This is a genomic window from Photobacterium atrarenae, assembly GCF_024380015.1.
Classification (GTDB): domain Bacteria; phylum Pseudomonadota; class Gammaproteobacteria; order Enterobacterales; family Vibrionaceae; genus Photobacterium; species Photobacterium atrarenae.
Map to the genome: position 1 here is coordinate 531860 of NZ_CP101508.1, position 19748 is coordinate 551607.

The window sequence follows — 19748 nt, forward strand, 5'->3', positions numbered from 1 at the left end:
GCAGAAACGATGAGTTCAAGTAACCAAGACTACGTTGTTGTCGGTAAACTGGGTGCCTCCTACGGTATCAAGGGTTGGCTCAAAGTTTTTTCCTACACAGAACAGTCAGAAAGCATTTTTTCCTATCAGCCGTGGCTTGTGAAAGTCAAGGGTGAGTGGAAGGAGTTCCGCGTTGAGTCGTGGAAACGCCATGGTCAGGGTATGGTCGCGAAGTTAGAGGGATTGGAGGTCCGCGAGGACGCTCAGATGTTCACTAACTGTGAAGTGGCAATACCGGCCGACCAATTACCAGCGTTGTCAGATGAAGAATTCTACTGGCGCGAGTTGTATGGCATGACAGTGGTCACGACCGAAGGTTACGACCTGGGGAAAGTCACTGACATCCTGGAAACAGGATCCAACGACGTACTGGTGGTCAAGGCCAACCTGAAAGATGCTTTCGGACAAAAGGAACGTTTAATTCCGTTCCTCGATGAGCAGGTCATCAAGTCGATTGATCGCACTGCTCAGCGGATCGAAGTTGACTGGGATCCTGGATTTTAATCCCCGGTAATAGGTGAACAAATGAAGGTAGGCATTGTTAGCCTGTTTCCTGACATGTTTCACGCCATTACCAATTTTGGGGTGACAGGCCAGGCGGTAAAGAAAGGCCTTTTGTCGGTAGAAACGTGGAACCCCCGCGATTTTACCCATGACAAGCACCGGACGGTCGATGATCGACCTTACGGCGGCGGACCGGGCATGTTGATGATGGTGCAGCCTTTGCGCGATGCCATTCACGCGGCCAAACAATCTGTCGAAGGTCAGGCTAAAGTTATTTACCTCTCCCCTCAGGGCCGTAAGCTGGATCAAGCGGGTGTTGAGGAGCTGGCGCAGAATGAGAATCTGATTCTGATCTGCGGCCGCTATGAAGGGGTAGATGAGCGCATTATCCAACAAGAGGTAGACGAAGAATGGTCTATCGGGGATTTTGTGCTAACGGGCGGTGAATTGCCGGCCATGACGTTGGTTGATGCAGTGGTTCGGTTTGTACCGGGCGTACTGGGTGACTTTGCGTCGGCAGAAGAAGATTCTTTTGCCAATGGCCTGCTGGATTGTCCGCATTATACGCGTCCTGAAAGGTTGGACGGGCAGGAAGTCCCTCAGGTCTTGCTGTCTGGCAACCACAAGGACATTAGCCGCTGGCGGTTGAAACAATCGCTGGGCCGAACCTGGCTGAGAAGACCAGAGCTCCTGGAAAACCTAGCTCTGACTGACGATCAGGAATTCTTGCTGGCGGAATTTATCCGTGAACACAAAGCAAGTAATTAATTTTATTAGTATCAGTTTATTCTAGGGTATATACCAATGAGTAATATCATCAAAGCTCTTGAGCAAGAGCAAATGAAACAAGACCTGCCAACGTTCGCACCAGGTGACACTGTTGTTGTTCAGGTTAAGGTAAAAGAAGGTAACCGCGAGCGTCTACAGGCTTTCGAAGGCGTTGTAATCGCTAAGCGTAACCGTGGTCTACATTCTGCGTTCACTGTTCGTAAAATCTCGAACGGTGAAGGCGTTGAGCGTGCGTTCCAAACTCACTCTCCAATCGTTGACAGCATTACTGTTAAGCGTCGCGGTGCAGTACGTCGTGCCAAGCTGTACTACCTGCGTGAGCGTTCTGGTAAAGCGGCTCGTATCAAAGAGAAGCTTGCTAAGTAATTCGTCGCGTAAGACGTTTATAGAAAACCCGCCACCCGGCGGGTTTTTTTTATCCACTCCCCAATCCCTTTTCCCGAAGCCGTTGTTTTGAAGCTGTCTCTTTTTCGTAAGGGGACGCTTGTGTTGCGTATGCCTGTTGCTTGTTGTTTGTCGCAAAGGGGCATCATGCTTTCCGACACTGTGGCTGACCCTGGTGTTCGCGTTGCTTGACTGTGCGCTGCTGAACGTCGCCGATGTTGCTTCGTCAGCTTCAGAGCCTCATCTCTGAAATTGGATTTTGAGCTTCCGGCGTCGCTGCCTCAAGGATACAGGGGGACCGTAGAGATGGTTTGTCAGCGGCGCAGAGGATTTCATGCTAGCTGTGGATGAACGCGGAGGCGGGGTGCGAGCACGGGAGAATACTGCCGGGTCGATGAATTCTGAGGAGAAGGTGTATGGCAGGGATGAAATCTAGGCTAATACCAATCGCAGTAAATAACTGGTCATTCTAGCTTGTTCAAATGCTCGATAACTGCGTTAGAATTTTTGACTGTAGAATAACTACTTATCTAAAAATTCTATCTTGTTCTCAAACATTTTTCCGGCGCTATTTCTGATCACTTACTTACTTTGATTGGTATAAAAAGAAACCAGCCGTCGGGCTGGTTTCTGTGGGTGAAGCGTGAGCTTGGGTTAAGCGGTTTCCAGCTTGCCTTTGGTTTCTTCGTCGTCGGCCAGGTCGGTTTCCCCTTTGCCTTTCGAGCGTTTGATGACAAACACGGTTGCGGCCAGGGCGCCGATGATGCCGGCGGTGGTCGAGATGTTCATCGGCAGGCCAAAGCCCAGCTGGCTGTTATTCAGGATGAAGGTAATACAGACCGTAGTCATAAAGATGGCCGGGATGGTGGTTACCCAGTGCAGCTTGTTATGGCGCAGCAGGTAAGCCGATGCAGTCCACAGCATCATCACCGCAGTGGTCTGGTTGGCAAAGCCGAAGTAGCGCCAAATCACTCCGAAGTCGACCTGCGTCAGGATGCCGCCAATCACGAACAGGGGCAGAGCCATCAGCAGGCGGTTGCGCAGGGTTTTCTGCTCCAGGTTGAAGTACTCGGCCAGGATCAGACGGCTGGAGCGGAATGCGGTGTCGCCTGAAGTGATTGGCAGAATGACCACACCCAGGAAGGCGACAATCCCACCGAAGACACCCAGCAAGCCGATAGAAGAGCTGTAAACCACGTTACCCGGACCACCGTTCTTCACCGCTTCAGACAAACCTTCGACAGAGCCGAAGAAAGACAGCGCCAGGGCACACCAGATCAGGGCAATCACGCCTTCACCAATCATGGCACCGTAGAACACGAAGCGGCCGTTTTTCTCATTCTCCATGCAACGCGCCATCAGCGGTGACTGGGTGGCGTGGAAGCCGGAAATGGCACCACAGGCAATGGTGATGAACAAGGCAGGCCACAGCGGCAGATCGTTCGGGTTCATGTTGGTGAACATCTGGCTCATTTCATAGTCGCCCAGCAGCGTGTGCTCGCTGGAGAAACCAATCGCAGTGATCAGGCCGACCGACATGAAGATCAGCAGCGCACCGAACAGCGGGTAGAAGCGGCCGATGATCTTATCGACCGGAACAATGGTCGCGATGATGTAGTAGGCGAAGATGATGCCGACCATGGTGGTCATCGACAGGCCCAGGTCGGTCTGCTCGTTAACCAGGTTGGTGATCATGCCTGCCGGTGCAGAAACGAAGACCACACCCACCAGCAGCAACAGGACAATGGCAAAAATGTTCATGAAATGCTTGGCGCCTTTGCCCAGGTAGCGGCCGGAGATGGTCGGCACGGATGCACCGCCGTTGCGCACGGACAGCATGCCGGAGAAGTAGTCGTGGACGGCACCGGCAAAGATACAACCCAGGACGATCCACAGCATGGCTGCCGGACCGTACAGGGCCCCCATGATCGGGCCGAAGATCGGGCCGACACCGGCAATGTTCAGCAATTGCACCAGGTACACTTTCTTGTTCGACATCGGCACATAGTCGACGCCGTCTTGTTTGCTGTAAGCCGGTGTCTGGCGGTTTTCGTTAATGCCGAACACTTTCTCGATAAATGCACCGTAGATGAAGTATCCACCTACCAGTGCAGCCACGCACATCAGGAACCAGGTCATAGGGTTATCTCTCTTCCGATTGGACTGGATTTGTTTTGCGACCGGGGCCCTGACTTCTACGGGCGGGGATCGGCAAAACTTCTTTGAATTCATGCCATGCTACCGCGCGTTGGCATAGATGCACGTGCTGATCCACTGAGTGGTTGTATAACGAGACGAACGGTCGGTATGCTGGTTGAACGGTTTGGACGGAGACAGTCAGTGGACACTAGGTGCAGGTGAGCGGCGTTCGGAGAAATTGAGCGGATTCAGTCAGGATTCAGCCGGGCGACTTATGGTTATCGGGGAGATGGGAGAATGAGGAGGGTAAGGTGTTGAAAGCGATCTATCGTGCCGGCTTGGTGGTGCTGTTGTTAAGTGGCTGTTCGATGCTGACCACGCAGGCATCGCTGATGGCGGATGAAAACTGGTATCAGCTCGGATTTAACCAGGGGAGCCGGGGAGAAAATGCGGATGAGGAAGCGGTACTTCAGTCCGAAACGCAGGCGGTAGCTCCCGTATTGGCGGTCGATTATCCAGCGTATCGTCGTGGCTATCAAAAAGGGCTGGAATCGTATTGTTCGCTGGAGCAGATGCGCCGGTTCGGATTGGAACGCCGAATGGACTGGGGTGTGTGTGAGTTTCGGCGCCAGGACGGGCAGTTGTATCAGAATTATTGGCAGCAGGGTTTTGATCGCAGCCTGCCCGGAAACGGATAGCTGGTAGGTCCCCGGCTGACAACAGCCGGAATGTTCGGGTCAGCTTAGTCCGAAGCGGTCTTTCAGCTCTTTAAGAAAGCGACGGCTGACCGGGACCTGATGGCCATGCTGGGTGGTGATTTCCGCCAGGCCGTTGTCCAGGAGCTTGATCTCACGGATCGCCTGCGGGTGGATCAGATACTGGCGATGACAGCGGATCAGCGGGGTTTTTTCTTCCAGCACTTTGAGCGTAAGCTGGGTACTGACCCGGCTGTCTTTGGTGACCACATGCACCCCGGCCAAATCACTGTAGGCGGTCTCGATCTCAGCCGGAGCAATCAGCAGGATCCGGTTGTGGCCGGTACAGGGGATCAGCTCCAGCATTTCGGTCATCAGCGGCGAATAATCCGGGCTCAGGCATTCTTTCTTCAGCCGCTTGATGGTTTTTTCAAGCCGGCAGGTCTCAACCGGTTTGAGCAGATAGTCAAAGGCATTATCTTCAAAGGCCTTGAGGGCGTACTCGTCATAGGCGGTCACGAAAATCACCTTGGGCATGGTGTCCGGATCCAGCATGCTGAGCATGTCGATCCCGGTGATCTGCGGCATCTGAATATCGAGAAAAATGGCATCGGGTTTGAGGGAATTGATCTGCTTCAGGGCGTCAATGGCGTTACTGCATTCACCGATCACATTCACTTCCCCGGTTTCTTGCAGTAAATCGATCAGTTCTTCGCGGGCATATCGTTCGTCGTCAATGACAAGGGCTTTGATCATAGTACAGAGTCTCCTTGTACCGATGGCAGGGCATCGGCCGGTAGTGTCAGGGTGGCTCGGGTCCAGGTTTGGGGCTGATAGGTCATGGTGAGCCCGTATTGACGGCCGAACATGTTTCTCAGTCGTTTATCAACAATTTTCATTCCCAGTCCACTCTCTTCGCTAACCGGGGCATAGTTACCGGCATTGTCTTCGACTTCCAGGATGATCCCTGTTTTACAGCGGTAACCGTTGATTGCAATCTTACCATTGTCCAGCAGGGACGAGGTGCCGTGCTTGATCGCATTTTCGACCAGCGGTTGCAGGGTAAAGGTTGGTAGCTTCAGGCCCAGCAGCACCGGGTCGACATTTATCTCAACCGTAAGGCGATCAGAAAAACGCGCCAGCTCGATCTCCAGGTAGGCGTTCACATGCAGCAACTCTTCTTCCAGGGTCACGGTTTCAATGTTCTGCTTGAGATTGCGGCGGAAGAACTGCGACAGGTGCTGGATCAACTGGCGGGCCTTGTCCGGATCGCGCCGTACCACTGAGTTAATGGTATTCAGGGCATTGAACAGGAAGTGCGGGTTGACCTGAGCCTGCAGCAGGCGCAGCTCGGCCTGGGTCAGCAGTGCTTGTTGCTGGGCATAACGACCGGTCAGGATCTGGTTCGACAGTAGCTTGGCGATCCCTTCGCCTAAGGTCAGGTTGACGGTTGAAAACAGCTTGCGCTTCGGCTCGTAGAGCTTGATGGTGCCCAGGACTTCCTGGTTGCCGCCTACCAGCGGGATCACTAATGCCGAGCCGAGTTTACATTTCTCATGCAGCGAGCACTGGTAAGGAATGTCATAGCCGTCGGCATAAATCAGCTCACAGCCGTCAATGGCCCGCTTGGTATAGCCGGAAGAGATTGGGGTGCCCGGCAGGTGGTGATCATCCCCGATGCCGATAAACGCCATAATTTTTTCCCGATCGGTGATCGCAACGGCACCGACGCCGGTTTCTTCGTAAACGATCTTGGCAATTTTTCGGGTACTCTCTTCATTAAAACCCTGGCTCAGGATGCCGACCGAGCGCTGGGCAATTTTCAGCGCCCGGCTGGAAAAAGCCGCAGAATATTTTTCGTAGATGGTTTTCCTGTCCTGAATAATGCTCATAAACATCGCCGCGCCGAGCGAATTGGCAATCACCATCGGCAGGGCAATGGCACTGACCAGGTGCAGGGCTTTGTCAAACGGCTCTGCCACCATCAGGATAATGAACATCTGCAGGATTTCCGCGACCAGAGTGATGGTGAACACGGTAAAAGGTTTGTAGATCTGATCGACCTGCCCCCGGCGGACAAAGTAGCTGTGCATCAAGCCGCCAATCAGTCCCTCGACTGTGGTGGAAATCGCGCAGGCCACGTCAGTAAAGCCACCCATGCTATAGCGGTGGAGCCCCCCGGTCAGACCGACAGCTACCCCGACCACCGGACCGCCCAGCAGGCCGCCCATCACCGCCCCGATTGCGCGGGTGTTGGCGATGGCATCTTCAATGTGAAGCCCGAAGTAAGTGCCTAAAATACAAAAGAGGGAAAACAGCACATAACACGAAAAGCGTTGTGACAGGCGGCCGGAGACTGTGGTGAGCGGCATAAACAGCGGGGTTTTGCTGAGCAGGTAGGCAATCACCAGATAAACGCTGAGTTGCTGTAACAGAGAGAAGATCAGTTCCATCGCGATAGGTCGTGCAGGTGTGATGGGCGCTATAGTAACTGGCTTGCGGGTCAGCACCAAATACAATTGGTGTAATTTTAAGTTTACGAATGGTTATTTTTGTTTACACTCTCTTGCCAGAAGTTAAATTCCCTTGCTATGGTGAATTTATGGAACAGGGCTGCCCTGTTTAACGTCATCGAATTATCACTTGTTTATATAGATTTACAGGGAAGCCAAGATGCAAAGAGATCAGCTCAACAACATTCACATCCAAGATGAATCCGTGCTAATCACGCCAAAAGAGCTCAAAGAAAAAATACCGGTCAGTGAGCATGCTTTACAGTTTATCCACCAATCCCGCCAGACCATTGCCGACATTATTCACAAGCGTGATCACCGTCTGTTAGTGGTGTGTGGTCCTTGCTCGATTCATGATGTGGAAGCGGCCAAAAGCTATGCGATGAAGTTAAAACAGCTTTCCGAAATCTTAAGTGATCAGCTCTACATTGTGATGCGAGTATACTTTGAAAAGCCGCGCACCACCGTGGGCTGGAAAGGCTTGATTAACGACCCGCACCTAGACGGCTCGTTTGAGGTGGAAGAAGGGCTGCATATTGCCCGCCAGTTGTTGACTGATCTGGTAGAGATGGGGATCCCGCTGGCGACCGAAGCGCTGGATCCGATCAGCCCGCAGTATTTGGGCGATCTGTTCAGCTGGGCGGCGATTGGTGCCCGGACGACCGAATCGCAAACCCACCGGGAAATGGCCAGTGGCCTGTCGATGCCGGTCGGATTCAAAAATGGGACTGACGGCAGCCTGGGCACTGCGATCAATGCGATGCAGGCTGCGGCGTCCGGCCACCGTTTTATGGGGATCAACCGGGAAGGACAGGTGGCTTTGCTCAATACCCAGGGCAACCCGGATGGTCATGTGATCCTGCGTGGCGGCAAGCAAACCAACTATGATTCGGTGTCGGTGGCCGAGTGCGAAAACGAGATGACTGCGGCAGGTCTTTCGCCGTCCTTGATGGTAGACTGTAGCCACGCTAACTCGAGAAAAGATTACCGTCGCCAGCCGCTGGTCGCGGAAGATGTGATCCATCAGATCCGCGAAGGTAATACCTCGATTATCGGCCTGATGTTGGAAAGTCATCTTCACGAAGGCAACCAGAGTGCCGATCTGCCGCGCGATGAAATGGCCTACGGCGTATCGATCACCGATGCCTGCATCAGCTGGGAAGCGACGGAGTCCCTGCTGCGCCAAGCGCATCAGGAGTTGACCCCTTTCCTGACAGAACGAAACGCGGGTTAAAGCGTGTTTTTGGCCGACGTCTCTACAGGAGCGCTGGCCAATCTAGAACTGTGCTCGGTAGGCGACAGTTGCTGCTTTGGCTGAACGAATTCGGATAAAAGAAATCATGGTTGCAGAGTTAAGTAAATTAAGAGATCAAATTGATGAAGTTGATCAGCAGATGGTGGAGCTTCTTGCGCGCCGTCTGGCCCTGGTCGAAGAAGTCGGGCATGTCAAAAGTCAGCACGGCCTGCCGATTTATGCCCCGGACCGGGAAGCCGCGATGCTTGCATCTCGGCGCCGGGAGGCGGAAAGCAAAGGGGTGCCGCCGGATCTGATTGAAGATATCTTGTGTCGCACTATGCGCGAATCTTACGCCAGTGAAAATGACTCCGGTTTCAAATGCCTCAAGCCAGATCTGCGTCCGATCGTCGTGGTTGGTGGTCATGGTCAGCTCGGCGGGCTGTTCTGCCGCCTGTTTGAGCTGTCGGGTTACACCGTGCGTAAGCTGGGCAGCCAGGATTGGGAGCGCGCTGATGAATTGCTCTCTGATGCCGGTATGGTGGTGGTGTCGGTACCGATTAACCTGACCGAGCAGGTGATCCGCAAGCTCGATCACCTGCCGGAAGACTGCATCCTGGCGGATCTCACCTCGGTGAAAAGTGGTCCGCTGCAGGCAATGCTGGAAGTGCATCCGGGGCCGGTGGTTGGCCTGCACCCGATGTTCGGGCCGGATATTGCCAGCCTGGCAAAGCAGGTGGTGGCTTACTGTGACGGCCGCAACCCGGAGCGTTACCAGTGGCTGCTGGAGCAGTTCCAGATCTGGGGCGCCAGCTTAAACCGGATCAGTGCAGTTGAACATGATGAAGGGATGACGCTGATCCAAGCGCTGCGCCACTTTACCTCCTTTGCCTACGGGGTTCACTTGGCCGAGGAAGATCCTAAGCTGGAGCAACTGCTGGCGCTGAGCTCGCCGATCTACCGCCTGGAACTGGCAATGGTCGGACGCCTGTTTGCCCAGGATGCCCAGCTCTATGCCGACATTATTATGTCGTCACCGCAGAATCTGGCGATGATCAAGCGCTTCCATCGACGGTTTGGTGAAGCGATTGCGATGCTGGAAGGCAAGGACAAGGCCGCGTTCAAGCAGGCCTTCGGACAGGTGGAAAGCTGGTTTGGAGATTATGCCCAGCATTTTTTAACCGAGAGCCAGGGATTACTTAGACAGGCGAACGACGCAACGCACCGAACATAAGCGAGGGAAACCTTGCAGGATCAAAAACGAGAGCTTCGGCTCTCGTTTTTTTGAGGGCAGGGCTCGCGCTTGACTTACTCTACTTCAATCTCGACTTCCGTCGGCTTGACGTTCTCACTTGGATAGCAGCCGAGTACTTTGATAAAGCGGGTCAAACGAGTCAGCTCTTCCAGCGCCTGCTGCATGACCTCAGACTTGAGGTTCTCTTCGACATCAACATAGAACATCTCTTCCCACGGGTTGCCGATCACCGGACGTGATTCCAGTTTGGTCATGTTGATCTTGAGGTTACGCAGCACCAGCAAACATTCGACCAGCGAGCCAGCCGCTTGCGCTGTGGACATGATCAGTGTGGTCTTAGCTGGGATCAGCGTCGTGACCTCCACCGGTTTGCGGGCGACAACAATAAAGCGGGTGTAGTTTTCCTGCTGGTTGGCAATGTCAGACTTCAGCGGGGTCAGACCGTACAGCTCGCCGCTGGAGGCGTTGCCGATTGCTGCCACATTCGGCAGCTTTAGCTCGGCGACTTGCTGCATCGCTTCTGCGGTGCTGGAGCAGTACTCCTGGGTAATTTTCCCCATCGTATGCAGGTACTCACTACACTGCTGGTGTGGCTGTGGGTGCGAGTACAGGGTATCAATTTGATCCAGGTGGGTATCGACCGCGGTTAGCAGGCAGTGCTCGATGGGTTGAGTGATCTCGCCGACAATCGACAGGCTGGTATGCTGCAGCAGATCGTACACCTCGTTAATCGAGCCGGAGCTGGTATTTTCGATCGGCAGCACCCCGTAGTCGGCATTGCCGGTTTCGACCACATTCACTACATCCCGGAATGTCTCGCAGCTGATCTCGACCAGGCGGGTCTGTTTTTTACTGAAGTAGTTGCGGCTCGCCAGATTAGAATAGGAGCCTTTGGCACCAAGGAAAGAAACCCGGGCGACCGGTTGCAGGCTGTCGGGGTTGGCCAGTTTTTGCAGGTAAGCCTGCTGAAACAGGACAGAGTCTTCAATAATGGTATGGAAAATTTGGGTGACATACTGGGCATCGAGTTGCTCTTGCTTGCCCCATTCAATCAGCTTGAGCAGCAATTCCTGCTCCCGGGCCTGATCCCGGACCGGCTTGGTGGTCTGGATTTTACTCTTGGCTACCGCCAGGCTGAGCTGGCGTCGCTCTGCCAGCAGTTTGATGATTTCATGGTCTATGCGGCTGACATTGTCTCGGATGTCGTCCAGTGAATAAGTTTGCTCTGTCATTGTCTGTCCCTGTCTGCATACGCCTGATACAAAAAAGCCTCCCGGGTGGGAGGCTTCTGTTCGTCTTGCGCTTGTTTCTCGCGTCACGAATCGCCCCCGTTACGGTGACATAAAAAAGAAGCGAAAGAAAAACAGTTGAAATCGGCGCATGATGTTGATGATTTTATCGTTTGTGATCCGTGAATATGATTCCACAGTATTCAGCCGGTCAGATCTTGTCAAGCAGAATGTAAACCGCCCTGCAAAGGCAGGGCGGTTTGAAATCCTCTCGGTGTGATTATGCTTCTTCTTGCTCTTCAACTTCAGCTTCCGGTTTGCTGCTGTGGCTGGCACGACGGGCGGCCGGTTTGTGCGCTTGCTTGTTCAGCTGGCGATCTAGTTTTTGGTACACCTCGGTAATCGCACCGTACATGTCGTCATGCTCTGCAGAGGCGACGATTTGCCCGCCTGGGATTGCAGCGGATACTTCGATTTTGAATTGCTTGCCAGGCTCGGTGCTGATGGTCGCATTTTTGCTGATGAGTGGAACCTGGTATTTCTCTAACTTTTTGAATTTAAACTCAATTCTGTCACGGATAGCAGGAGTGATGTCTAGGTTTTTGCCGGTAATATTCACTGTCATAATTATCTTTCCTCTTTTGCTACCCTTCGTTGGGTTAACTCCAGATTACTAAAATCATGATTGAATAATGTGATCTGGATCATGTTTAGGAGGATGGGATAATGTCCAGAAAAATTATGTGATCCGTCCTCATTTGTTGCAAAATTTTATGATGAAAACACTTGTCCGGAGTGTTGGGACTGAGGCAGTATGAAGCAAGGAAGAATGCTGGCGGCTGGTGCTGACCAGGGACTGAATTCGGTTCAGAACACAGTGTTGGGTGATGTTTAACCAAGCGGAATAAACTTGGATGGAGACCTGTGAGGCTTGCTTTTCCCCTGAGCTGGCTCGTCGCGCCGGCGTCATACCACCGAAGTGAAAAAACAGCAGCCTCAGGCTGCTGCTTTTGTTTTCGGCTTGTCTTTTTCTTGTCTTTTTACTGAGGGTTCAGCGCCATCAGCTCACGGGTATGTTCCAACGGTTGTTGCAGTCCTAATTCCTGGTAGGCGGTTTCCATCAGCGCCAGCGACTGGCGGGCGGCTTGGGTATCCGGGTAGTGACGCTGCAACTGCTGTGCCCGGTTGATCGCAGCGACCCAGGCTTCACGGCGAATATAGTAGTCGGCAGCGGCCAGCTCATAATCAGCCAGGCGATTTTTCAGAAAGACCATCCGCGCTTTGGCATCCGAGGCATATAAGCTGTTCGGGTAACGTTCCAGCAGGCGTTTAAAGTCACGGAAAGCCCGGCGCGAAGGCTCCGGATCCCGATCATGGCGATCGATGTTAAAGAGATCGTGCAAGAAGCTGCGATCCTGGGCCATATTGGTCAAACCGCGCATGTACAACACCCAGTCGGCTTTCTCATGTGCCGGGTTCAGGCGGTTGAACCGATCGATGGTTGCTTCGGCCAGCGCCAGATCATCATTTTTGTAATAGGCATAGATCAGATCCAGCTGAACCTGCTCGGAGTAGGCGCCAAACGGATAACGGGAGTCAAGAGTCTCCAGCCGTTCAATGGCGGTGATCCAGCTGCCTTTCTGCAGCGCTTGCTGGGCGGTGGCATAGAGTTCGGACGGTGGAATGTCGGGCACAATTTCGTCAGTGCTGGAACAGCCTGAAAGAAGGGTAACGGCAAGCAGAGTCGAGATTGTCAGGCGTTTCATTGTGTCGTCTGTTTCCTTGGTCAATTTATTTTCTGTGGATCCATTACGGACAGAGCCGTTAACAGATACAATGGCACTATCAGATTATTTTACGCAGCGTTTGACGTTTAGTCCCACGCTTTTTGAAAAAGTTCGCTATGGCACAGCAAATAGAGTTAACAAATACGGTAAACGAGAGCCAGTTAGGGCAACGCCTTGACCAGGCATTAGCAGAATTATATCCGGATTATTCCCGTTCCCGGATCAAAGATTGGATCCTGGAAGGCAAGGTATCGGTTGATGGTGAAGTGGTCAAGAAGCCGCGCACCAAAATGATGGGTGGCGAGTCGCTGCTTGTTCAAGCTGAAATTGAAGATGAAGTCCGTTGGGTCGCACAGGATATTCCGCTTGATATCGTCTTCGAAGATGAGCATATCCTGGTGATCAACAAGCCGCGCGACTTTGTTGTTCACCCGGGGGCTGGCACCCCGGACGGGACGGTTCTGAACGCCCTGCTGCACCACTGTCCGGAGTTGGCAGAAGTGCCGCGGGCCGGGATCGTTCACCGTCTGGATAAAGACACGACGGGTCTGATGGTGGTGGCGAAGACTATTCAGGCGCAAACACGTTTGGTGCGCGCGTTGCAAAAACGCAAGATCACCCGCGAATATGAAGCCATTGCGATGGGCAAGATGACTGGTGGCGGTATTGTTGAAAAGCCGATTGGCCGTCATTCGACCAAACGTACCTGCATGGCGGTGCATGAGCTGGGGAAACCGGCGATCACGCATTACCGGGTGGCCGAGCATTACCGCGAGCACACCCGCATTGTTCTGCGCCTGGAAACCGGCCGAACCCACCAGATCCGGGTGCATATGTCCTATCTGTCACATCCGCTGGTGGGGGATGCCACCTATGGCGGCCGTCCGCGCCCGCCGCGTCATGCTTCCGATGAGCTGATCCAGGCACTGCGTGCGTTTGATCGTCAGGCGCTGCATGCACGGATGTTACGTTTGGACCACCCGATCACAGGGGAACTGATGGAGTGGCATGCGCCATTGCCGACCGATATGGTGGTGATGATGGATATTCTGCGCAAAGATAAAGAAGAGCACCCAGAGGACGACTACTAACATGTTCCTGACACCCGACTGGCCGGCACCGGCGCATATCAAAGCAGTTTCGACTACCCGTGAAGGGGGGATCAGCCTGGCGCCGTACCAGAGATTGAACCTGGGCGACCATGTCGGGGATCAGTCTGAACATGTAGTATCTAACCGCGAAGCACTGCGCCAGGCTTTAGATTTGGCCCAGCCGCCGGTCTGGCTTAATCAGATCCACAGCAGCCGAGTGTTGACCCTGACGGTGTCGACGTCGGCCTTGCCGGATGCTGATGGGAGCTATACTCAAACCCCCGGAGTGGCCTGTACGGTGATGACGGCGGACTGTCTGCCGGTGTTGCTGTGCGATCAAGATGGCACGCAGGTTGCTGCCGTTCACGCCGGCTGGCGCGGCCTGGCGGACGGCATTCTTGAAGCGGCGCTGGCAAAATTTGCGGGACCGGGTGAGGCGATCTTGGCCTGGCTGGGACCGGCAATCGGACCGGGAGCTTTTGAAGTCGGCAGCGAAGTCCGGGCGCAGTTTATGGCGGTGATGCCGGAAGCTGAAGCAGCGTTTCAACCTCACGGTGAGAAGTGGCTGGCCGATCTGTACCTGCTGGCGCGCCAGCGACTGGCCCGTGCCGGGGTTCACCAAATCTTTGGTGGCGATCAATGTACTTACAGCCAGCCGCAACAATACTTTTCTTATCGCCGCGACGGTATCACCGGCCGTCAGGCCAGCTTGATCTGGATTGAACCTTCGTGAGCGCCCGCCGGGCTCAGGCTTGGCATTGGGTAATATCGACCGATAAATGATCCGGATGATTGAACAGCGCCGTGATGGCGTCATAACTGCCTGAGTAAAACGCACTGAGCGTGATCATGAGCTGCGCCTGACCTTGCGGATCGGTATAAGCCGACAGGTGGGCCTCAATCGCAGAACTGCGTTCAAAGGCTGAGCCGGTCAGGATCCCCTGAAGAACTTCCACTTTTCTTTTGACGATGTCTCCGGCATTGGTGCCGGACGCAAAGTGCGCCACAGATACCAAAGTCACCTGCCCGTTGAATCCCACGTCACATAAGCTGGCCTGCGCCGGTAAGGGGAGAATAAGGAACCAGACACCTGCCCAAAGTGCTTTGAAGCGTCGTTGAATGATACCTGCTATGAACATGAATCCTCTGAATTAAACGTTGGCGATAAGAGCGAAATACTATTTTCCCGGGCTGGAAGGAAAGGAGAGTTCGGCTTTATGCGAGGGAGCTCGACGAATACTTTAAATCCTGAATCAGACTTACATTAGCGATGTTTCATCAGACGCACTTCTTAGCTTGAAAAACTTGAAAATGTCCGCTGCGGCAACCATATCAATGATTGTGATTCAATAATGATAGGGGGCCATATGCGTCTTGACCGCTTTACTAGCAAATTCCAGATGGCGATCTCTGATGCTCAATCGCTAGCATTGGGGCGAGACCATCAGTATATCGAGCCGACTCACCTGATGTTGGCCTTGCTGAACCAGGATGGCAGTACCATTCGTCCGCTACTGACACTGCTGAATATTGATGTATCCCAGCTTCGTTCCAGCTTGTCCGAACAACTGGATCGCCTGCCGAAAGTCAGCGGTATTGGTGGCGATGTTCAGTTGTCCCACGGCATGGGCATGTTACTGAACATGTGTGACAAACTGGCGCAGAAGCGCAAAGACAAATTCATTTCATCTGAGCTGTTTATTCTGGCGGCAGTGGATGATAAAGGTCCGTTGGGACAACTGCTCAAGCAGATGGGCCTGACGGCTGAGAAAGTGGAAAAAGCGATTGAGCAAGTGCGTGGCGGTCAGAATGTTGATGATCCCAATGCGGAAGACAACCGCCAGGCCCTTGAGAAATATACCATTGATCTGACCGAACGCGCCGAACAGGGCAAGCTGGATCCGGTGATTGGCCGGGATGATGAAATCCGCCGCACGATCCAGGTGCTACAGCGCCGAACCAAGAACAACCCGGTGCTGATTGGTGAGCCGGGGGTCGGTAAAACAGCGATTGTCGAAGGACTGGCCCAACGGATTGTCAACGGCGAGGTGCCGGAAGGGCTGCGTCAGAAGCGGGTGCTGTCGCTGGACATGGGTGCCCTGATTGCCGGAGCCAAATATCGCGGCGAATTTGAAGAGCGTCTCAAAGCGGTGCTCAATGAACTGGCGCAGGAAGAAGGCAATGTGATCCTCTTTATTGATGAGCTACATACCATGGTCGGTGCCGGGAAAGGTGAAGGGGCCATGGATGCCGGGAATATGCTCAAGCCGGCCTTGGCACGCGGTGAATTGCATTGTGTGGGTGCCACCACGCTGGATGAATACCGCCAGTATGTCGAAAAAGATGCCGCGCTCGAGCGCCGTTTCCAGAAAGTGCTGGTGGAAGAGCCGACGGTGGAAGATACCGTGGCGATCCTGCGAGGCCTGAAAGAGCGCTATGAGCTGCACCACCATGTGGAGATCACAGACCCGGCAATCGTCGCAGCGGCCGGCCTGTCCCATCGTTACGTCTCTGATCGTCAGTTGCCGGATAAGGCCATTGACCTGATCGATGAAGCCGCATCCAGTATCCGGATGCAAATTGACTCCAAACCGGAGTCGCTCGATCGCCTCGAACGCCGAATTGTACAGCTCAAGATTGAGCAGCAGGCGATGGAAAAAGAGAGTGATGATGCCAGCAAAAAGCGCTTGAGCGATTTACGCGAAGAGCTGGACAGCAAAGAACGTGAATATGCTGAACTGGAAGAAGTCTGGAATGCAGAAAAAGCGGCACTGTCCGGTACTCAGCACATCAAGGCCGAGCTGGAGCAGGCGCGGACGGATATGGAAGTGGCGCGCCGCGCGGGTGATTTAAACCGGATGTCGGAGCTGCAATACGGCAAAATCCCGGCCCTGGAGAAACAACTGGATCTGGCCACACAGGCGGAAATGCAGGAAATGAGCCTGCTGAAAAACCGGGTCACTGATGCTGAAATTGCCGAAGTACTGTCGCGTCAGACCGGGATCCCGGTGGCGAAAATGCTGGAAGGAGAGCGTGAGAAACTCCTTCGCATGGAAGAGGCCTTACACAAACGGGTGATCGGCCAGAACGAAGCCGTGGATGCGGTGGCGAATGCAATACGCCGTAGCCGGGCCGGACTGTCGGACCCGAATCGTCCGATCGGCTCGTTCCTGTTCCTCGGCCCGACTGGGGTCGGTAAAACTGAGCTGTGTAAAACGTTGGCGAACTTCATGTTCGACAGTGATGATGCCATGGTCCGCATCGATATGTCGGAATTTATGGAGAAACACTCCGTCGCCCGCTTGGTGGGGGCGCCTCCGGGTTATGTCGGTTATGAGGAAGGGGGCTACCTGACCGAAGCGGTTCGACGTAAGCCTTATTCCGTGATTTTGCTTGATGAGGTGGAAAAAGCTCACCCGGATGTGTTCAACATCCTGCTTCAGGTGCTGGATGATGGTCGCCTGACGGATGGTCAGGGCAGAACGGTCGACTTTCGTAACGCTGTGGTGATCATGACCTCGAATCTGGGGTCGGATCGAATCCAGGAACACTTCGGTGAGCTGGACTATGACGGTATGAAGCAAACGGTCATGGAAGTGGTGCATCATCATTTCCGCCCTGAGTTTATTAACCGGGTTGATGAAACCGTGGTCTTCCACCCACTGGGCGAGGCGCATATCAAGAATATCGCGTCAATACAGCTGGAGCGTTTAGTCAAGCGTCTGCAAGAGCGTGATTATTTGCTGAAGGTGAAAGACAGTGCGTTGGATCTGATTGCTGAAGCTGGGTTTGACCCTGTGTATGGTGCCCGTCCGCTCAAGCGTGCGATTCAGCACTATATCGAGAACCCGCTGGCGCAGGATATCCTGTCGGGCAAGTTTGAGCCGGGCAAAGCCATTGCGGTGACAGCTGAAGACGGTAAGATTGCCGCCAAGCAGTGACGAGTCATTAAACATCTCGAAAATCGAAGGCCCTCATTTGAATCAAATGGGGGCTTTTTATGGGTGAGATTTTAGATAAAAGGAGTTTTGACCCGTTTTATTGATTCTGAAACATCGGAATAGACGGCCAATGGGCAAAGGTTGTGATGAAAAAACAAACCCAAGTTGGTGTTGTGGTCAATATTTGTTCGGTTGGTCGTTTTTGATGATATTTTTAGAAAAACTCTCTTGCCAATATGATCCAAGTCTCTATAATGCCGCCTCACCGACACGGAGTATGGCGAAATAAGTCAGCGTCGTGAAAGGAATGTTCTTTAACAATTTGACCATGCAATCTGTGTGGGCACTCGTGAAATGATAGTCAAAACTTTTTGTCTTCACTTTTAAAAAAGTGAAAGCAAAATAGGTATCAATGAACTGAGTGACCAAAACGAATAACTTCGGTTATTTGGCACAGTCAATTCGTTCTAACTTAGTTAGAACAATCAGTATTCATTGAGCCAAACAAAATCTTAAATTGAAGAGTTTGATCATGGCTCAGATTGAACGCTGGCGGCAGGCCTAACACATGCAAGTCGAGCGGCAGCGACTTAACTGAACCTTCGGGGAACGTTAAGGGCGGCGAGCGGCGGACGGGTGAGTAATGCCTGGGAATATGCCCTGATGTGGGGGATAACCATTGGAAACGATGGCTAATACCGCATAATCTCTTCGGAGCAAAGAGGGGGACCTTCGGGCCTCTCGCGTCAGGATTAGCCCAGGTGAGATTAGCTGGTTGGTGAGGTAACGGCTCACCAAGGCGACGATCTCTAGCTGGTCTGAGAGGATGATCAGCCACACTGGAACTGAGACACGGTCCAGACTCCTACGGGAGGCAGCAGTGGGGAATATTGCACAATGGGGGAAACCCTGATGCAGCCATGCCGCGTGTGTGAAGAAGGCCTTCGGGTTGTAAAGCACTTTCAGTCGTGAGGAAGGCGGCCAGGTTAATAGCCTGGTTGTTTGACGTTAGCGACAGAAGAAGCACCGGCTAACTCCGTGCCAGCAGCCGCGGTAATACGGAGGGTGCGAGCGTTAATCGGAATTACTGGGCGTAAAGCGCATGCAGGCGGCTTGTTAAGCCAGATGTGAAAGCCCGGGGCTCAACCTCGGAATCGCATTTGGAACTGGCAGGCTAGAGTCTTGTAGAGGGGGGTAGAATTTCAGGTGTAGCGGTGAAATGCGTAGAGATCTGAAGGAATACCGGTGGCGAAGGCGGCCCCCTGGACAAAGACTGACGCTCAGATGCGAAAGCGTGGGGAGCAAACAGGATTAGATACCCTGGTAGTCCACGCCGTAAACGATGTCTACTTGGAGGCTGGGGTCTTGAATTCTGGCTTTCGGAGCTAACGCGTTAAGTAGACCGCCTGGGGAGTACGGTCGCAAGATTAAAACTCAAATGAATTGACGGGGGCCCGCACAAGCGGTGGAGCATGTGGTTTAATTCGATGCAACGCGAAGAACCTTACCTACTCTTGACATCCAGAGAACTTAGCAGAGATGCTTTGGTGCCTTCGGGAACTCTGAGACAGGTGCTGCATGGCTGTCGTCAGCTCGTGTTGTGAAATGTTGGGTTAAGTCCCGCAACGAGCGCAACCCTTATCCTTGTTTGCCAGCACTTCGGGTGGGAACTCCAGGGAGACTGCCGGTGATAAACCGGAGGAAGGTGGGGACGACGTCAAGTCATCATGGCCCTTACGAGTAGGGCTACACACGTGCTACAATGGCGCATACAGAGGGCGGCGAGCTAGCGATAGTGAGCGAATCCCAAAAAGTGCGTCGTAGTCCGGATTGGAGTCTGCAACTCGACTCCATGAAGTCGGAATCGCTAGTAATCGTGGATCAGAATGCCACGGTGAATACGTTCCCGGGCCTTGTACACACCGCCCGTCACACCATGGGAGTGGGCTGCACCAGAAGTAGATAGCTTAACCTTCGGGAGGGCGTTTACCACGGTGTGGTTCATGACTGGGGTGAAGTCGTAACAAGGTAGCCCTAGGGGAACCTGGGGCTGGATCACCTCCTTAACGATATGACGCATTGTTTGACGCAGTGTCCACACAGATTGCCTGGTCGAAATAGAAAGAACATGTTGTTCTAAGTGCCCAA

At 53.4% G+C, this 19748-nt stretch carries 16 protein-coding genes, 1 rRNA gene and 1 other annotated feature; of the genes, 10 read left to right on the top strand and 7 right to left on the bottom strand.

The window, feature by feature from the left end:
- The first annotated feature begins 9 nt into the window (after positions 1-9).
- Genes rimM through rplS form a run of 3 tightly spaced genes read left to right on the top strand, consistent with a single transcriptional unit; the run spans position 10 to position 1698 of the window.
- Entirely contained in the window at positions 10-543 is a 534-nt protein-coding gene (gene rimM, locus NNL38_RS02690) for a ribosome maturation factor RimM (RefSeq protein WP_255389526.1), read from the top strand.
- A gap of 21 nt (positions 544-564) precedes the next feature.
- Positions 565-1311 carry a tRNA (guanosine(37)-N1)-methyltransferase TrmD gene (gene trmD / locus NNL38_RS02695; RefSeq protein WP_255389527.1) on the top strand — a complete coding sequence of 249 codons (747 nt, stop codon included), beginning with the start codon at positions 565-567 and terminating at the stop codon, positions 1309-1311.
- Between the two features lie 36 nt (positions 1312-1347).
- The gene (rplS, locus tag NNL38_RS02700; protein ID WP_255389528.1) at positions 1348-1698 is read left to right on the top strand and encodes a 50S ribosomal protein L19; all 351 of its coding nucleotides are present in this window, start codon (positions 1348-1350) and stop codon (positions 1696-1698) included.
- A 672-nt stretch (positions 1699-2370) separates the two neighbouring features.
- Here rplS and NNL38_RS02705 read toward each other — a convergent pair.
- The gene (locus tag NNL38_RS02705) at positions 2371-3855 is read right to left on the bottom strand and encodes a carbon starvation CstA family protein (protein WP_255389529.1); all 1485 of its coding nucleotides are present in this window, start codon (positions 3853-3855) and stop codon (positions 2371-2373) included.
- 311 nt (positions 3856-4166) lie between these two features.
- On the opposite strand from NNL38_RS02705, the gene NNL38_RS02710 reads away from it, so the two are divergent.
- Entirely contained in the window at positions 4167-4553 is a 387-nt protein-coding gene (locus tag NNL38_RS02710; RefSeq protein ID WP_255389530.1) for a DUF2799 domain-containing protein, read from the top strand.
- Positions 4554-4592: 39 nt separating this feature from the next.
- On the opposite strand, the gene btsR is transcribed toward NNL38_RS02710, so the two are convergent.
- The gene (gene btsR, locus NNL38_RS02715) at positions 4593-5306 is read right to left on the bottom strand and encodes a two-component system response regulator BtsR (RefSeq protein ID WP_255389531.1); all 714 of its coding nucleotides are present in this window, start codon (positions 5304-5306) and stop codon (positions 4593-4595) included.
- Positions 5303-7003 (bottom strand): sensor histidine kinase, encoded by a 1701-nt coding sequence (locus NNL38_RS02720; protein ID WP_255389532.1) that lies wholly within the window; start codon positions 7001-7003, stop codon positions 5303-5305. Before NNL38_RS02720 ends, btsR begins: the two co-directional genes overlap by 4 nt.
- A 220-nt stretch (positions 7004-7223) precedes the next feature.
- Here NNL38_RS02720 and NNL38_RS02725 point away from each other — a divergent pair, with 220 nt between their 5' ends.
- The gene (locus tag NNL38_RS02725) at positions 7224-8297 is read left to right on the top strand and encodes a 3-deoxy-7-phosphoheptulonate synthase (protein WP_255389533.1); all 1074 of its coding nucleotides are present in this window, start codon (positions 7224-7226) and stop codon (positions 8295-8297) included.
- A gap of 106 nt (positions 8298-8403) precedes the next feature.
- Entirely contained in the window at positions 8404-9531 is a 1128-nt protein-coding gene (tyrA, locus tag NNL38_RS02730; protein ID WP_255389534.1) for a bifunctional chorismate mutase/prephenate dehydrogenase, read from the top strand.
- 74 nt (positions 9532-9605) lie between these two features.
- On the opposite strand, the gene pheA is transcribed toward tyrA, so the two are convergent.
- The 3 genes from pheA to bamD form a co-directional block, all read right to left on the bottom strand.
- Positions 9606-10784 (bottom strand): prephenate dehydratase, encoded by a 1179-nt coding sequence (pheA, locus tag NNL38_RS02735; protein WP_255389535.1) that lies wholly within the window; start codon positions 10782-10784, stop codon positions 9606-9608.
- 27 nt (positions 10785-10811) lie between these two features.
- Positions 10812-10930 (bottom strand) — a sequence feature (Phe leader region).
- 131 nt (positions 10931-11061) lie between these two features.
- On the bottom strand, positions 11062-11406 hold the full coding sequence (hpf, locus tag NNL38_RS02740; RefSeq protein WP_255389536.1) for a ribosome hibernation-promoting factor, HPF/YfiA family: 345 nt from the start codon (positions 11404-11406) through the stop codon (positions 11062-11064).
- Between the two features lie 415 nt (positions 11407-11821).
- On the bottom strand, positions 11822-12547 hold the full coding sequence (gene bamD, locus NNL38_RS02745) for an outer membrane protein assembly factor BamD (RefSeq protein WP_255389538.1): 726 nt from the start codon (positions 12545-12547) through the stop codon (positions 11822-11824).
- A 137-nt stretch (positions 12548-12684) separates the two neighbouring features.
- Between bamD and rluD the strand changes: the two genes are divergently transcribed.
- Together rluD and pgeF are read left to right on the top strand one after the other, a co-directional pair.
- Positions 12685-13659, top strand: coding sequence for a 23S rRNA pseudouridine(1911/1915/1917) synthase RluD (rluD, locus tag NNL38_RS02750; RefSeq protein ID WP_255389539.1), 975 nt, complete (start codon positions 12685-12687; stop codon positions 13657-13659).
- Between the two features lies 1 nt (position 13660).
- On the top strand, positions 13661-14392 hold the full coding sequence (pgeF, locus tag NNL38_RS02755) for a peptidoglycan editing factor PgeF (protein WP_255389540.1): 732 nt from the start codon (positions 13661-13663) through the stop codon (positions 14390-14392).
- Positions 14393-14405: 13 nt separating this feature from the next.
- On the opposite strand, the gene NNL38_RS02760 is transcribed toward pgeF, so the two are convergent.
- On the bottom strand, positions 14406-14798 hold the full coding sequence (locus tag NNL38_RS02760) for a hypothetical protein (RefSeq protein ID WP_255389541.1): 393 nt from the start codon (positions 14796-14798) through the stop codon (positions 14406-14408).
- A 228-nt stretch (positions 14799-15026) separates the two neighbouring features.
- On the opposite strand from NNL38_RS02760, the gene clpB reads away from it, so the two are divergent.
- Positions 15027-17600 (top strand): ATP-dependent chaperone ClpB, encoded by a 2574-nt coding sequence (gene clpB, locus NNL38_RS02765; RefSeq protein WP_255389542.1) that lies wholly within the window; start codon positions 15027-15029, stop codon positions 17598-17600.
- 514 nt (positions 17601-18114) lie between these two features.
- Positions 18115-19666: ribosomal RNA gene (locus NNL38_RS02770) — 16S ribosomal RNA — on the top strand.
- Positions 19667-19748 lie beyond the last annotated feature (82 nt).